Origin of the sequence: Pseudomonas sp. St290 (assembly GCF_018325805.1) — a bacterium.
Lineage (GTDB): Bacteria > Pseudomonadota > Gammaproteobacteria > Pseudomonadales > Pseudomonadaceae > Aquipseudomonas > Aquipseudomonas bijieensis.
Genome location: NZ_AP014703.1, coordinates 3,560,869 through 3,575,089, shown reverse-complemented (window position 1 = coordinate 3,575,089; position 14,221 = coordinate 3,560,869). Strand labels below are relative to the sequence as shown.

Sequence of the window (14,221 nt, the reverse complement as noted above, 5' to 3'; positions counted from 1 at the left end):
GCCATGGATTGGAGTAAAGCAGTTGTTCAAAAAGTCCGCATGTTACCTGAGCCTTTTATTGCTCACTGCGCCATTGGTCGCGACAGCCGAAGACAGCGATCCGGCGCTCGTGCAGACCACACTGGCGCAACTGGCGGTCGCGTGCCCGGACGTCGCGGCGGGTGCCAGCTTTCCGACGGTGCTCGACTTGCAGGCGTTCTATCAGCAAAACGCAGGCCAGGAAGTCTGGTCGGACGACGAACGACGGGGGGCGTTGCAGGTCCAGTTGCAGCAACTGGCCGATGACGGCTTGGATCCGGCCCGCTATAACCTGCCGGTCGCGGGCACAGCCCAAGGTCCTCATTGCGCCGACATCGCCATCAGCCAGCGCTATCTGCAAGCCTTGCATGACCTGCGTTTCGGTTACCTGCCTCAAGACCGGCTGGAGCCGGTGTGGAAGGCCAACCCACCGCCACAGGATCACCCGGCCGTGGTGCTGGCGATCGCCGGGCTGGGCCGGCAGAATCTGGCCGATGCCTTTGAACAGGCACGGCCGAACCTGGACCTCTACCGCAACCTGCGCGGCCTCTATGCCCGACTGCGGCAACAACCTTTAGCCGAATGGCAAGCGGTGCCGGGCGGGCCGTTGCTGCAACCGGACAAACAGGACGCCCGCGTACCTGCCCTCGCTCAACGACTGTTCAACGAGGGTTACCTGAGTACGCCGCCGCAGGTGAGCGACGAGCACTACAGCCCCATACTGGTGGAGGCGATGAAGAGTTTCCAGGCCCAGCATTCGTTGCAGGCCGATGGCGTGGTGGGACCGTGGACCGTCACCGAGCTGAACATCAGCCCGGCCATGCGCCGCGAGCAGTTGCGCATCAACCTGGAGCGCATGCGCTGGCTGGCCCAGGACGTGGAAAACGACAGTGTCCTGGTCAACGTGGCCGCGGCGCAATTGACGGTCTACCAGGGCGGCGCGCCGGTCTGGCAAACCCGCACCCAGGTGGGTCGTGCGCAACGGCAGACGCCGTTGCTCAAATCCCACGTCACCCGCCTGACGCTCAACCCGACCTGGACCATTCCGCCGACCATCATGCGTGAAGACAAACTGCCCGAGATCCGCCGAGATCCGGAGTTTCTCAGCCGCCACAACCTGCGGATCCTCGATGGCGATGGCTTGCCGTTGCTGGCGGAGGACATCGACTGGGAGCACCCGGGCAACCTCATGTTGCGCCAGGACCCTGGTCCGAAGAACCCGTTGGGCAAAATGGCGATCCGTTTTCCCAATCCGTTCTCGGTGTACCTGCATGACACACCGAGCCAAGCGTTGTTCAGCAAGGGCCCGCGAGCTTTCAGTTCAGGCTGCGTGCGGATCGAGCAAGTGATGCACCTGCGCGACCTGCTGGTCAGCCCCGCCGAACGGGCACGCACCGACACGTTGCTGGCCAGCGAGGCGACCCATGAATTCAGGCTGGCCCGGCCCGTGCCGATCCTGCTGGGCTACTGGACGGCACAAGCGGACAGCCAGGGCCAGGCGGTGTACGTCCCGGATATCTACGGGCGTGACGCGACACTGTCTGCCGCCCGTGGTCGCGCGCTCTGAGCTCAGGCGCATGCCGTCGCGGGCGCGTGGGTGGTTTCGTCGAGCGTGGCGAACAAGCGCTGGCCGATAGCGTCGGCGGCCTGCAGATGCTGCTGCGGATCGGCGGTTTCCGAGTCGAACAGAAGCTGGGAACTCACCACCCGGGCGCCGCAATAACCGAAAATGCCATGGTCGATCTGCGTGGTCATCGCCTCACCGTAGCCGTGGCGCTGGAAGCTGTCGGCATCGGCACCACCGACGCCCACCAGATGGACCCGCAAGTGCTGCAGCTTCTGGATAAACGGCTTGTCCAGGCTGAAATCGAACGCCCAGCCGTTGGAAAACACCCGGTCGATCCAGCCCTTGAGCAATGCCGGCATGGACCACCAGTAAATCGGGTAGACCAATACCAGCGCGTCGGCACGGTCGATTCTGGCTTGTTCGGCCAGCACATCCGCGGGCGGCACGGCCTCGCGGTGGTGGACGGCGTGGTCGGCAAAGCTGAAGCGCGGTTCGAAGCCTTCGGCGGCCAGGTCGGCGATCTCGAACGTATCGACGGGGTTGGCTCGGGTGATGCCTTCGGCGATTTTCCCGGCCAGGCTGTGGGTGAGGGAGCGCGGATCGTGGTGAGCCACAACGATGAGTGCATGCATGGCGAAACTCCTTCTGGTCACGAGGTCTGGAAGACCGGTATGCTTAAGTTACGCTTAGTAAGTTACGGTTGGTAAAGTTATCATGTCAAGTACCGAAGAACATCCGCAGTCTTCACCTCGTCGCCGTTTGTCCCGGCATGACCGCCAGCGACAATTGCTCGATGTCGCCTGGCGACTGGTGCGGGAGGAGGGTAGCGATGCCCTGACATTGGCCCGGCTGGCGGACCAGGCGGGGGTGACCAAGCCCATTGTCTACGACCATTTCATTACCCGGTCCGGGTTGCTGGCGGCGCTTTACCAGGATTTCGACGCCCGTCAGACCGCATTGATGGATGCGGCCCTCGACGCGAGCGAGGCCACCCTGCAAAGCCGCGCGGCGGTAATCGCTTCTTCCTACGTCGAGTGCGTGCTGTTGCAAGGCCGAGAGATTCCCGGGGTGATCGCAGCACTGACCAGTTCGCCGGAACTGGAGCGTATCAAGCGCGAGTACGAGGGCATTTTCCTCGACAAGTGCCGCGCCGTGCTGGAGCCGTTCGCCGGCACGAAAGGCATCACCCAGGCCGGCTTGCGGGCGATGCTCGGGGCGGCGGAAGCACTGTCCAATGCCGCCGCGACTGGGGAAATCAGCGCTGCCGAGGCAAAAGAAGAACTGCTGGCCAGTATCGTGGCGATGGTGGCCAGGACCGCCGATAACCCTTCAAGTTGACCCACCGCTATCGCGCGCAGGCTCGCTCCCACAGAGGATCCCGGATGCATGCGGATCCTGAGGTCAGCAAAATTAACGGTGGGAGCGGGCTTGCTCGCGATAGTGCAGCCCGGTCAACACTTCGGTTCAGGATTGGCCGGGGTGTTCGAACGACTGCACTTTTATGAAGCCGCAGGCAGGGTGATCGCACCATCGCAAGGCAGTGGGTGGTGCTTGGGAAAGGGGGGCGGGCGCCGGTCGGCTTGTGGTGTTAGAACTGGCGTCTTCGCGGGCAAGCCCGCTCCCACAGGGGGGACAGCGGTGAACGCGCTGCCATGAGTAGGGGCTGGACGAAGTTTGGCACGCTCGCTGCAAGAGGCTATCCAGGCCCACCGCGAACTCAGTCGAGTGGGCAGCTCCGTCGGTCAACGAAGATCGAGCGCCAGCAGGCCGGAGGAACAACGGTAGGTCAGGGCGCAGTCGCCGGACCGCTACCGCACAGAACAGGCAAAGACGCCTGGAACCGCAAGGTTTCAGGCGTCTTTTTTTTGCTTTCAAAATCGTGATGGGCTTTTGTCGGGTGCTTTTTATGAACTCCAACGTTGCTTCTCTGAACAAGCTGCAAACGCTGATCGTGATCGGCAATGGCATGGTCGGCCATCACTGCGTCGAGCAACTGATCGAGCGCGGTGCCCTTAATCATTACCGCGTACATGTGTTCAGCGAAGAGCCGATGCGGGCCTACGACCGCGTGCATCTGTCCGAGTATTTCTCGGGGCGCGACGCCGAGTCCCTGGCCCTTGGCGAGGCGTCGTTGTACCAGACGCCTGGCGTCACCCTGCACTTGGGCGTACCCGTACTGGAAATCGACCGTGACGCGCATCAGGTAGTGACCGCCCATGATCGCATTCACTACGACAAGCTGGTGCTCGCCACCGGTTCCTATCCGTTCGTGCCACCGATTGAAGGCGCCGAAGGCGATTCGTGCCTGGTCTATCGCACCCTGGAGGACTTGGACGCGATCCGTGCCGCCGCCAGCAATGCTCGCCGTGGCGTGGTGGTCGGTGGTGGCCTGCTGGGCCTGGAAGCGGCCAACGCCCTCAAGACCCTCGGCCTGGAAGCCCATGTGGTGGAATTCGCCCCACGGCTGATGCCGGTGCAGTTGGACACCCAGGGCGGTCTGGCCCTCAAGGCGCGCATTGAAAGCCTGGGCGTCGGCGTGCACCTGTCCAAGGGCACCCAGTCGATCACTGCCGGTGAGCAGTACCGTTATCGGATGAACTTCGGCGACGACGATTTCCTGGAAACCGACCTCATCGTGTTTTCCGCCGGCATCCGTGCCCAGGATGCCTTGGCCCGCCAGAGCGACTTGCAGATCGGCCCGCGCGGTGGCGTGGTCATCGACGATCATTGCCAAAGCAGCGACCCGCACATCTACGCCATCGGTGAATGCGCGGCCTGGAACGGCAGTATTTTCGGCCTCGTCGCCCCGGGCTACCAGATGGCCCGTAATGTCGCGGCCCGGCTGTGCGGCGAAAGCGCTGAAGCCTTCACTGGCGCCGACATGTCGACCAAGCTCAAGTTGCTTGGCGTGGACGTTGGCTCCATCGGCGATGCCCATGGCAACACGCCGGGTTCGCGCAGCTTCCAGTTCATTGACGAAACCAGCGCCAGCTACCGGCGCCTGGTGGTGGACGCCGCCGGCAAACGAGTGATCGGCGCAGTGTTGGTGGGCGACAACAGCTATTACGACACCTTGCTGCAATACATGCAGAACGGCATCGCCTTGCCCAAGGACGCTGCCAGCCTGATCCTGCCATCGTCCGAAGGCGCCCCGACCCTGGGCCCGGCGGCTTTGCCCGAAACCGCGACCATCTGCTCTTGCCACAACGTCACCAAGGGCTCGATCTGCTCGGCCATCGATGGTGGCTGTACCGATCTGGGCCAGCTCAAATGCGACACCAAGGCCGGTACCGGTTGTGGTGGTTGCGCGGCCTTGGTCAAGCAAGTGTTCGAGCATGAATTGACGGCCCGCGGTGTCAGCGTCGACAAGAGCCTGTGTGAACACTTCGCCTACACCCGCCAGGAGTTGTATGCCCTGGTGCGGGTGGAAGGCATCATCAGTTTCGAAGAGCTGCTGGCCAAGCACGGTCGCGGTCACACCGGTTGCGATCTGTGCAAACCGGCGGTGGGCTCGATCCTGGCGTCGTGCTGGAACCAGCCGATCATGGACCCGTCCCTGGTGCCGTTGCAGGACACCAACGACACGTTCATGGCAAACATGCAGAAAAACGGCACCTATTCGGTGGTACCGCGTATCGCCGGTGGGGAAATCACCGCCGACAAACTGATCGCCATCGGCGTGGTCGCCAAGAAATACGACCTCTACACCAAGATCACCGGCGGCCAGCGCATTGACCTGTTCGGTGCCCAGTTGCACCAGCTGCCGGATATCTGGGCCGAACTGATCGAAGCTGGTTTCGAAACCGGCCATGCCTACGGCAAATCCACGCGAACGGTGAAATCCTGCGTGGGCAGCACCTGGTGCCGCTACGGCGTACAAGACAGCGTGCAAATGGCCCTGACCATCGAGGATCGCTACAAGGGCCTGCGCTCGCCGCACAAACTCAAGTTCGCGGTGTCCGGTTGCACCCGTGAGTGCGCCGAGGCCCAGAGCAAGGACGTCGGCGTGATCGCCACCGAGAAGGGCTGGAACCTCTACGTGGCCGGCAACGGCGGCATGCGCCCGCGTCACGCCGAGCTGTTCGCCACTGACCTGGATGACGCCACGCTGATCCGCTACATCGACCGTTTCCTGATGTTCTACATCCGCACCGCCGACAAGTTGCAACGCACCTCGGTCTGGCGCGAAAGCCTGGAAGGCGGCCTGGACTACCTCAAGGACGTGATCATCAACGACAGCCTGGGCCTGGGCGCCGAGCTCGAAGCGCAGATGCAATTGGTGGTCGATCGTTATGAATGCGAATGGGCCAATGCCCTCAAGGATCCGGACAAACTCAAGCGTTTCCGCACCTTCGTCAACGACGGGCGTGGTGATCCGGATGTTCATTTTGTCCGGGAGCGCGGCCAGCGCCGGCCAGTCCACGCCGGCGAACTTCACCTGATTCCCGTTACCGAGGAGGTGCTCTGATGAACCAGTCAAACGTTGTTCGTATTCCTGTCCGCGATGTCGCCCAGGAACCGTCGCAATGGCGTGCCCTGTGCAGCCGCGACGACCTGGTACCCAACTCTGGTGTGGTCGCCTGGCATGACGGCAGCCAAGTGGCATTGCTGTACCTGCCCGAGCATCAGGACAAGCCGCTGTACGCTGTCGACAACCGCGATCCCAAGTCGGGTGCGAATGTCATCGGGCGTGGTTTGTTGGGCAGCATCAAGGGTGACCTGGTGATTGCCTCGCCGATGTACAAGCAGCATTTCCGGCTGGAAGACGGCTCTTGCCTGGAGTACCCGGAGCAGCGCCTGCGGGTATGGCCGGTGCGGCTCAATGGCGATGTGGTGGAGATTGGCGAGGACTGATCCGAGCCATTGGATGAGTTGAAAACTGCAGTCAAATGTGGGGATGAACAATGAAAACCGCTGCTCAACTGGTGAGACTCAAGAGTGTGCAGAACCGACAGGTCCACAGCATCGCCCCCGAGCAGACGGTGCTCGAAGCGCTGCAAATCATGGCCGAGAAAAATGTCGGCGCGTTGCCGGTGATCGAGGACGGCCAGGTGGTGGGGGTATTCAGCGAGCGGGACTATGCGCGCAAGATGGTGCTCAAGGGGCGTTCATCGGTGGGTACGCCAGTGCGCACCATCATGAGCACTCCGGTGGTCACCGCCGACAGCCAGCAGAGCATCGACCGTTGCATGGAAGTCATGACCGACAGCCACTTGCGCCACCTGCCGGTGCTGGATAACGGGCAGTTGATCGGCCTGTTGTCCATCGGTGACCTGGTGAAAGAGGCGATTGTCGAGCAGGCGGACTTGATCCGACAACTGGAGCACTACATTCGCGGGCATTGATTCCGCAAGCTCGCATTTGTGGCGAGGGGATTTATCCCCGCTGGGGCGCGCAGCGGCCCCAAAACTGTACATAGACGCCCCCCTTGGGTTGAGCTGACTGCTCTGGGGCTGCTGCGCAGCCCAGCGGGGATAAATCCCCTCGCCACAAGATCGCGCACGACGTCAGCGCTCAACCCAACGCCAACAATTGCCGGATCAGATTCGGCGTGCTGCCGGTCCAGCGCTTGAACGAGCGACGAAAGTTCGCCGTATCGTTGAAGCGCAGGTACTGCGCCACTTCCTCGTTGCTGAAGCCCTTGACCTGATACAAATACAACGCCACATGGGTGTGTACCCGGTCCACCTGTTGCTGGAAACCGGTGTGATGCTTGTGCAGCTTGCGCTTGAGGGTTGCCGGGCTCATGGCGAAGGCCTGGGCGGTCTGTTCCAGGCTTGGCGTCTGCTGTACATGGACGTGTAGGTAGTCGTAGAGGCAATCCAGAAAGCTGGAAACAAAGCCCAGTTGATCGAGTTGGTCGCGGGCTTCGATCCGCGCCACCTGGCCGGCGGTGGCCGAAACGTTGGGCCAGGGCTGGGCGAGGCAGTGGCGGGGCAGGCGCATCAAGTCCAGGGGGCGGTCGAATTGGGTGTGCTCACCCAGGTGCACCCAGTATTGCTCGACGTAACGCGGCTCGCTGTGGCGAAAGCTGCACTGCCAGGGCAAGCGTTCGCCGCTGAGCCAGGCACTCATCGCCACCATCGAGGTCATGCTCGCCTCCAGCACGAAGCGCCATTGCTCATCGGCGCCACAACTGTCCAGCCAATGGACATAGGCATAGTGCTCGTCCACCAGCAGCCGTGGGGCGGCCAATGGACTGAGCAGCGCCTGCTGGTCGATCAGGGTTTGCAGGGCCTGATGCAGATTCTGCGCGTGGCGTAACGCGTGGCTCGCGGGCCCGTAATGTCCCGGCAACAGCCGCTGGCCGAACAGGAAGCTGCTGTCGCTGGCATCCAGCAGGCGCCGGCTGTTGTCGATCAGGCCGAGGAATTGCTGCGGGCTGATGCGGCTTTGTCCGGCAAGGATATCGTCGTGGAACAGTCCGGTACCGCGCAGCAGGCGATGGCTGTCGATGTCCCGCGACAGTGCCAGGTCGATCAGCGCGGCAGGTTGATAGTGCCCCGGAATGAAGCGACTGTCGGTTTCGTACCAGCACGTCTTGAGTGTCATGGCACGGCCTCAGGCGCTTTTCGCCAACGTGGTGCGGGACTGTGCCAGCGCCAGGTTCAGGCGTTTGAGCAAGGCGTCGGCGGATTCGTCGAACGCCATCACCACCGCCGTGCTGGCGACCAGTTGCAAGCGTTCTCCGTGTTGCCGGGTCTTGTGGGCCAGGCTGCGCACCGATATTTCCAGCTCCAGGGCCAGGCGTCGGGCCTGGCTCTCGCCGGTATCAGGCAGCAGCACTACGAAACGATCGCCGGCCAGGCGGCACAGCAAGTCCTGGCGCCGCAGGTTCAATACCAGCAATTGGCTGACGGCCTGGAGCACCGCATCGCCTTCGCCGTGGCCGAAACGCTGGTTGATGGCGGTGAAGTTGTCCAGGTCCAGTGCCAGCAGCGACAGCGGTTGCTGACGGCGGCGTGTGTCTTCCAGGCTGGCGGACAGTTCGTGCTTGAGAAAGTCGGCGCCACCCAACGGCGTGAGTTTGTCGAACAAACGGTGCTCACGGAACAGACGCTCGCGCTTCTCCATCTGCCCATTGATCGCCAATTGTTCACGGTGCCAGTGATAGATACCGAGGGTCAGCAGGATCATGCCCACCGGCATGGGCCCGGATTCGAGCCAGTGATCCCAGGTGATGCTGTCGGGCAGGCGGATGAATTCATCGAGGCTGTCGATCCACCAGGAAAAGAAGATGCAGCCCAGGCCCAGGACCAGGTAATTGGTGACCCGCCCGGCCGGCCGGCTTTTGAGCACCAGCCCCAGCCAGACCAGCGCCAGCAGCGCCGAGCCACCTTCACCGAGGATGTCCAGCCAGACCCATTCGGCGATGGGTTTGAGTTCGCCGCTGGCCAAATGCAGGATCAACCCGAGGTTGGCCGCCAGCAGGAGCAGGGCGAGTTTGAGGCGGTGCGGGCGGAGCACGGAGAACATGGCCGGAGTCCTTTGCCAGAAGCGGAATGCGGCCCAGCACAGCAGATGAATGTGACAGCGCGGTGACGGTGGATGAATGGATGGGGGAGGTCGAATCAGCTCATCGGTTGTCTGAACTTTTCATTCATAACATCGCCACCTATCTCATTGTGGCGAGGGGATTTTGTGGGAGCAAAGCTTGCTCGCGACGAAGACGACGCGGTTTTTCAGGGAGTCGAGGCGCCTGCATCGCGAGCAAGCTTTGCTCCCACAGCGGTGCGACGTTTCGCCAAATTCCTTCGCCCTTCAGATTCTCTGAGTCTGTAAAACAGGTCATTTCAGCTCATTCCGACTCGCCAGCCCGCCTAAATCAGCCTATTCCAGCCTCCACGGCCAAGCCCTGTCACAGAACCGTCATTCCCCACCCCTAGCGTGCCCTCCCAGTTGCCGGGTCATTGCCTGGCGGAAGTTCGGATTCCTGGGGGAGGACCACCATGCACCACCGCACCAGCACTGCCGGGTTCGTCGGTTTCACGTTCACCGCATTGGCGATGGCCATTGCCAGTGAGCGTTTGAGCGCCGCCGAGCAGGCGGCCACGGAACACGTCGAAGTGGTTGGCCAGGCCGCCAGCATCGACCAGGCCCTCAAGGAGCAGCGCAGCGCCGACAGCATCAAGAGCGTCGTGCATGCCGACGGCGTGGCGCAATTGCCGGATGAAAACGTCGCCGAAGCCGTGCAGCGCCTGCCCGGGGTCAGCGTCGAGCGCGACCAGGGCGAAGGTCGGTTTGTCAGCGTGCGCGGCCTGGGGCCGGACCTCAACAGCGTGACCATCAACGGTACGCTGGTGCCGGCCCCGGAAAGCGAGCGGCGGGCCGTTGCCCTGGATGTACTGCCCTCGGAGCTGGTGCAATCCTTGTCGGTGATCAAGACCCTGACACCGGACATGGACGCCAATTCCCTGGGCGGTACGGTGGACGTCAAAAGTCTCTCGGCCTTCGACCACAAGGGTCTGTTCTATACCGGCAGCAGCGAAGCCAGCTATGACAAGAACACCGGCCAGACCAGCCCGAAATTCTCCGGTGCCATCAGCGATCGCTTCAGCCTCGGCGACGGCATCGATAACTTCGGCGTGGCCGCGGCGCTGAGCTGGCAGAAGCGTGACTTCGGCTCGGACAACGTCGAAACCGGCGGTGCCTGGGATTTCGAGCAAGGCTCACGCCTCGAAGAGTTCGAACAGCGCGACTACGACATTCGTCGCGAGCGGGCCGGTGGCGGGCTGAACTTCGACTACAAGCCCGATGACTCCAGCAGCTATTACCTGCGCACGTTGTACAGCCGCTACAAGGACAGCGAAATCCGCAACTCCACCAGCATCGCCTTTGAAGACCCGCAGGCTGCCGGTGAACTGGGTGATGCCGAGGGCCAGCGCAAACTCAAGCAACGTGAAGAAACCCAGGAGATCCAATCCTACGTACTCGGCGGTGAGCGCCTGTTCGGTCTCTGGACCTTGAGTGGCCAGGGCGGCTACAGCCAATCGAGCGAAGACAGCCCCGGCCACATTGCCGGCGCCACCTTCGAAGGCATCGATGGTTTCAATGGCGGTTTCTACGACAACGACAAGCCCCGGCCGATTATCGGCTCAGGGTTCTACGATCCTGCCAATTTCAGCCTCGACAAGGTGGACTGGGAACAGCAGAAGACCACCGACACCGAGAAAAACCTGCGTCTGGACCTGGCCCGGGACTACGACTTGCGCGGCTATGCGTCCCAAGTCAAATTCGGCGGCAAAGTCAGTCGACGGAACAAGGACAACGACCTGGACGCCTGGGTCTACGAGGATTTCGACGACCTGGGTTTCACCGACGAGCAGTTGAACCTGGGACAGTTCCAGAAAGGCAATGTGGACTACCGCCTCGGTCGCTTCGGCCCGGGCATCAGCGCCGATGCCATCAAGCAGTTGATCGGCGGCCTCAATCGCGATGACTTTTTCGACGAGCAGGAGTCGCGCGTCAACGACTTCAAGATGAGCGAGGACATCAACGCCGCGTACCTGATGAATACCGTCGACATCGATGACTGGCGTTTCATCGCCGGCATGCGCTACGAAGGCACCGAGTTCGAGGCCAAGGGCACCGGCGCCACCGACGGCGTATTCACCGATACCGAGACCCGTCGCAAGTATCACCACTGGTTGCCGGGCCTGCATGCACGCTACCAATTGGACAAGAACACCCAGGTGCGTGCGGCGTGGACCAAATCCGTGGTGCGTCCGACCTTCGGGCAATTGGCGCCGGGTTTTGTCATCGACGATGACGAGGCGACTTTCGGCAACCCGGACCTCAAGCCGCTGGAATCGAGCAACCTGGACCTGGGCATCGAGCACTTCATGGGCCACGCCGGCACGGTCTCGGCCTTCGTGTTCTACAAGGACATCAAGAACTTCGTCTACAACACCGACCTGGCCGGCACGGGCGCCTGGACCGATTTCGCCGAAGCCCACAGCTACGCCAACGGCGACAGCGCCAAACTCTATGGCCTGGAGCTGGCCTACTCGCAAAAATTCGACTGGCTGCCGGCGCCTTGGAACGGCTTGCTGTTGGGGGCCAACACCACCTTCAGCCGTTCGGATGCCGAAATCGAAGGCTTCGACCAGGCCAGTGGTACCCAGCGCAAGCGCAGCATCGACCTGCCGAACCAGTCGGACACGGTCGGCAACCTGATGTTGGGTTGGGAAAACGACAAGCTGAGCCTGCGGCTGTCGGCCAACTACAAGTCAGCGTACCTGTTCGAACTGGCGTCCATCAGCGACCGCGACCATGACCTGCACGTCGACGCCCAGACCTTCGTCGATTTCAGCGCGCGCTATTCGCTGACCAAGAACCTGCAAGTCAGCCTGGAAGCCCAGAACCTTACCGACGAGCCATATTTCGTCTACACCGGCCATCGCTCCTACAACGGCCAGTACGAAGAGTACGGCCCGACCTACAAGCTGGGGCTGACCTTTACCCATTTCTGAATCGCGAGCCTGATCACTTGTGGCAATAGGATTTGGCTGTGGGAGCAAAGCTTGCTCGCGACGAAGACGACACGGGTCTCCCGGAAACCGAGGCGCCTGCATCGCGAGCAAGCTTTGCTCCCACAGATGAATTCCCTGGCAATAGAAGTGAGCAACAAGCCCGTTTGAGTCTGACTGAATGACAAGGATTTTCCCGTTGAAGACGATGTTTTTCTTACCCAAGCGCTACCTACTGGCGACGGCGATCAGCCTGGCATCCGCCGCCGCCCTGGCGGCCGCCCCAGCGCCCAGGCTAAAACTGCAATCCTGGTCTCAAGCCGAGCAACTGTCGATCAACGCTCTGGCATTCCTGCCCGGCCCTTCGACGACCGAGCGACTGGCCAGTGCCCGCGAGGGCTTGTTCTTGCTCGATGCCCAGGGTCGCGAACTGACGCGCCTGAAGGGCAGCTTCGAAGGTGTCGATAGCCGTGCCCAGGGCGCGAACGTGTTGGTCGCCAGCCTCGACAGCACGCGCCAGCAAGCCCTGATCGTTAGCCTCGATCCACAAAACCGTCAGTGGGATACGCCGTTGTACCTGCCCGTGCGGGATTTCCCGGTCAACGGCCTGTGCCTTTATCGCGACGGGGCGAGCAACCTGTTTGTGTTCCTGGTCGGCGAGGAGGGCAAGGGCGAGCAATGGCTGGTGGGCAATGGCGAGCGCCTGAGCGACAGCGCGCAACGGGTGCGCGGCCTGCCATTGCCGCCGGATGCCAAGACCTGCCAGGTGCAGGACAGCGCCAATCAATTGTTCGTCAACGAGGAACGGGTGGGTTGGTGGGCCTATCCGGCATCCTCTGAGGCCGAGACCGTGCGGGTGCCCGTGGCGATGCGCGCACCGTTCGGCGACCTCAGGCAAAGCGCCGGGGCCATGGCCGTGTTGCCGGGAGGCCTGTTGGGGCTGGACCCGGAAGCGGCGCAACTGCATGTGTATCAGCAGCAGGGAGAGGGTTGGAGCGCCAAAGCCAATCTGCCGTTGGCGGGCTTGAAGGAGCCGGAAAACCTCGCGGCGCGGTTGACGAAAAGTGGCATTGAAGTGCTGCTGCGCGACGATGACAACGGTCACCTGTACCAAGGCGAAATCAGCTGGAAACCCACGCCAGTGCCTTTGCCGCCGGTCCTGCCGAGTGTCGCCGCCATCGTCCAGAGCGAGCCAGTGGCCCGCCAGGGCGATGCAGCCGATGACCCGGCGATCTGGGTTCATCCGACGACGCCCGGGCTGAGCCGGGTGCTGGGCACCAACAAGAAGCAAGGCCTGCTGGCCTACGACCTGCGCGGCAAGTTGTTGCAGGAGCTGCCGGTCGGACGCCTGAATAACGTCGATGTGCGGGCGAACTTCAAGCTGGGCACGCAAACCGTCGACCTGGCCGTGGCCAGCAATCGTGATCGCAACAGCTTGAGCCTGTTCAGCATCGACCGCACCAGTGGCGAGTTGCGCGAAGCGGGCGAGATTACGACGTCACTGAAGGAAATCTACGGTATCTGCCTGTTCCAACCAGCCGAAGGTGAGCTGTATGCCTTTGCCAACGGCAAGGACGGGCGATTCGTGCAGTACCGCCTGAGCGCGCCGGATGGCGTGGTGAAAGGCCAGTTGGTGCGCCAGTTCAGCGTCGACAGCCAGCCTGAAGGTTGCGTGGCCGATGAGCAGCGCCAGCGTCTGTTTCTCGGTGAAGAGGATGTGGGCGTCTGGGCGGTGGATGCCCGGGCCGAGCAACCCGCCACGTTGAGCCGTGTGATCGAGGTCGGCCAGACGTTGCACGCCGACGTCGAGGGCATGGCCTTGTACCAGGCCGGGGGCCGCGACTACCTGGTGATCTCCAGCCAGGGCAACGACAGCTACCTAGTGCTCGATGCCCAGCCGCCTTATGCCGTGCGGGGTGCGTTCCGGGTCGGCCTGAACGCCGCCGCAGGCATCGACGGGGCATCGGAAACCGATGGCCTGGAGGTGACCTCGGTGAACCTCGGCGGGCCTTGGAGCCAGGGAATGCTGGTAGTCCAGGACGGCCGCAAGCGCATGCCCGAGCAGGCCCAGAACTTCAAGTTCGTGCCCTGGGCCGACGTGGCGAAAGCGCTACGCCTGCCTTGAGCGGCGTTGTCATCAACCGGTCACGAACATTTCATCGAATAA

General features: G+C 62.4%; 10 protein-coding genes. 7 read left to right on the top strand and 3 right to left on the bottom strand.

Translation table 11 applies throughout. The annotated features are described in order from the left end of the window. Positions 1 to 22: 22 nt before the first annotated feature. The gene (locus tag PBDP_RS15615) at positions 23 to 1,585 is read left to right on the top strand and encodes a L,D-transpeptidase family protein (protein WP_109754161.1); all 1,563 of its coding nucleotides are present in this window, start codon (positions 23 to 25) and stop codon (positions 1,583 to 1,585) included. A gap of 2 nt (positions 1,586 to 1,587) precedes the next feature. Here PBDP_RS15615 and PBDP_RS15610 read toward each other — a convergent pair whose 3' ends face one another. Then, positions 1,588 to 2,217: an NAD(P)H-dependent oxidoreductase gene (locus PBDP_RS15610; protein ID WP_212800893.1), complete on the bottom strand. Its 630-nt coding sequence runs from the start codon at positions 2,215 to 2,217 to the stop codon at positions 1,588 to 1,590. A gap of 82 nt (positions 2,218 to 2,299) precedes the next feature. Between PBDP_RS15610 and PBDP_RS15605 the strand changes: the two genes are divergently transcribed. From PBDP_RS15605 to PBDP_RS15590, 4 genes are all read left to right on the top strand, one after another. Next, positions 2,300 to 2,923 (top strand): TetR/AcrR family transcriptional regulator, encoded by a 624-nt coding sequence (locus PBDP_RS15605; RefSeq protein ID WP_109754159.1) that lies wholly within the window; start codon positions 2,300 to 2,302, stop codon positions 2,921 to 2,923. 568 nt (positions 2,924 to 3,491) lie between these two features. Then, complete coding sequence (nirB, locus tag PBDP_RS15600; protein ID WP_212800892.1) at positions 3,492 to 6,053, top strand: nitrite reductase large subunit NirB; 2,562 nt, start codon at positions 3,492 to 3,494, stop codon at positions 6,051 to 6,053. Continuing rightward, complete coding sequence (gene nirD, locus PBDP_RS15595) at positions 6,053 to 6,439, top strand: nitrite reductase small subunit NirD (protein WP_109754157.1); 387 nt, start codon at positions 6,053 to 6,055, stop codon at positions 6,437 to 6,439. Before nirB ends, nirD begins: the two co-directional genes overlap by 1 nt. 50 nt (positions 6,440 to 6,489) lie before the next feature. Then, on the top strand, positions 6,490 to 6,930 hold the full coding sequence (locus PBDP_RS15590) for a CBS domain-containing protein (RefSeq protein ID WP_109754156.1): 441 nt from the start codon (positions 6,490 to 6,492) through the stop codon (positions 6,928 to 6,930). A gap of 169 nt (positions 6,931 to 7,099) precedes the next feature. Here the strand turns inward: PBDP_RS15590 and PBDP_RS15585 are convergent, their stop codons facing one another. Continuing rightward, complete coding sequence (locus PBDP_RS15585) at positions 7,100 to 8,137, bottom strand: AraC family transcriptional regulator (RefSeq protein ID WP_109754155.1); 1,038 nt, start codon at positions 8,135 to 8,137, stop codon at positions 7,100 to 7,102. A gap of 9 nt (positions 8,138 to 8,146) precedes the next feature. Then, positions 8,147 to 9,061: a GGDEF domain-containing protein gene (locus PBDP_RS15580; protein ID WP_116832483.1), complete on the bottom strand. Its 915-nt coding sequence runs from the start codon at positions 9,059 to 9,061 to the stop codon at positions 8,147 to 8,149. 473 nt (positions 9,062 to 9,534) lie between these two features. Here PBDP_RS15580 and PBDP_RS15575 point away from each other — a divergent pair, with 473 nt between their 5' ends. Together PBDP_RS15575 and PBDP_RS15570 are read left to right on the top strand one after the other, a co-directional pair. Further along, complete coding sequence (locus PBDP_RS15575) at positions 9,535 to 12,057, top strand: TonB-dependent receptor (protein ID WP_109754153.1); 2,523 nt, start codon at positions 9,535 to 9,537, stop codon at positions 12,055 to 12,057. Between the two features lie 205 nt (positions 12,058 to 12,262). Continuing rightward, a complete protein-coding gene (locus tag PBDP_RS15570; RefSeq protein WP_502936876.1) occupies positions 12,263 to 14,179 on the top strand; it encodes a phytase in 1,917 nt (638 codons plus the stop codon). The last annotated feature ends 42 nt before the right edge of the window (positions 14,180 to 14,221 follow it).

What these genes read in the sequence shown, in the direction of transcription:
- PBDP_RS15610 (WP_212800893.1), bottom strand. Translation starts at nt 2,217, where the DNA reads ATGCATGCACTCATCGTTGTGGCTCACCACGATCCGCGCTCCCTCACC.
- PBDP_RS15605 (WP_109754159.1), top strand. Translation starts at nt 2,300, where the DNA reads ATGTCAAGTACCGAAGAACATCCGCAGTCTTCACCTCGTCGCCGTTTG.
- nirB (WP_212800892.1), top strand. Translation starts at nt 3,492, where the DNA reads ATGAACTCCAACGTTGCTTCTCTGAACAAGCTGCAAACGCTGATCGTG.
- nirD (WP_109754157.1), top strand. Translation starts at nt 6,053, where the DNA reads ATGAACCAGTCAAACGTTGTTCGTATTCCTGTCCGCGATGTCGCCCAG.
- PBDP_RS15590 (WP_109754156.1), top strand. Translation starts at nt 6,490, where the DNA reads ATGAAAACCGCTGCTCAACTGGTGAGACTCAAGAGTGTGCAGAACCGA.
- PBDP_RS15585 (WP_109754155.1), bottom strand. Translation starts at nt 8,137, where the DNA reads ATGACACTCAAGACGTGCTGGTACGAAACCGACAGTCGCTTCATTCCG.
- PBDP_RS15580 (WP_116832483.1), bottom strand. Translation starts at nt 9,061, where the DNA reads ATGTTCTCCGTGCTCCGCCCGCACCGCCTCAAACTCGCCCTGCTCCTG.
- PBDP_RS15575 (WP_109754153.1), top strand. Translation starts at nt 9,535, where the DNA reads ATGCACCACCGCACCAGCACTGCCGGGTTCGTCGGTTTCACGTTCACC.
- PBDP_RS15570 (WP_502936876.1), top strand. Translation starts at nt 12,263, where the DNA reads ATGTTTTTCTTACCCAAGCGCTACCTACTGGCGACGGCGATCAGCCTG.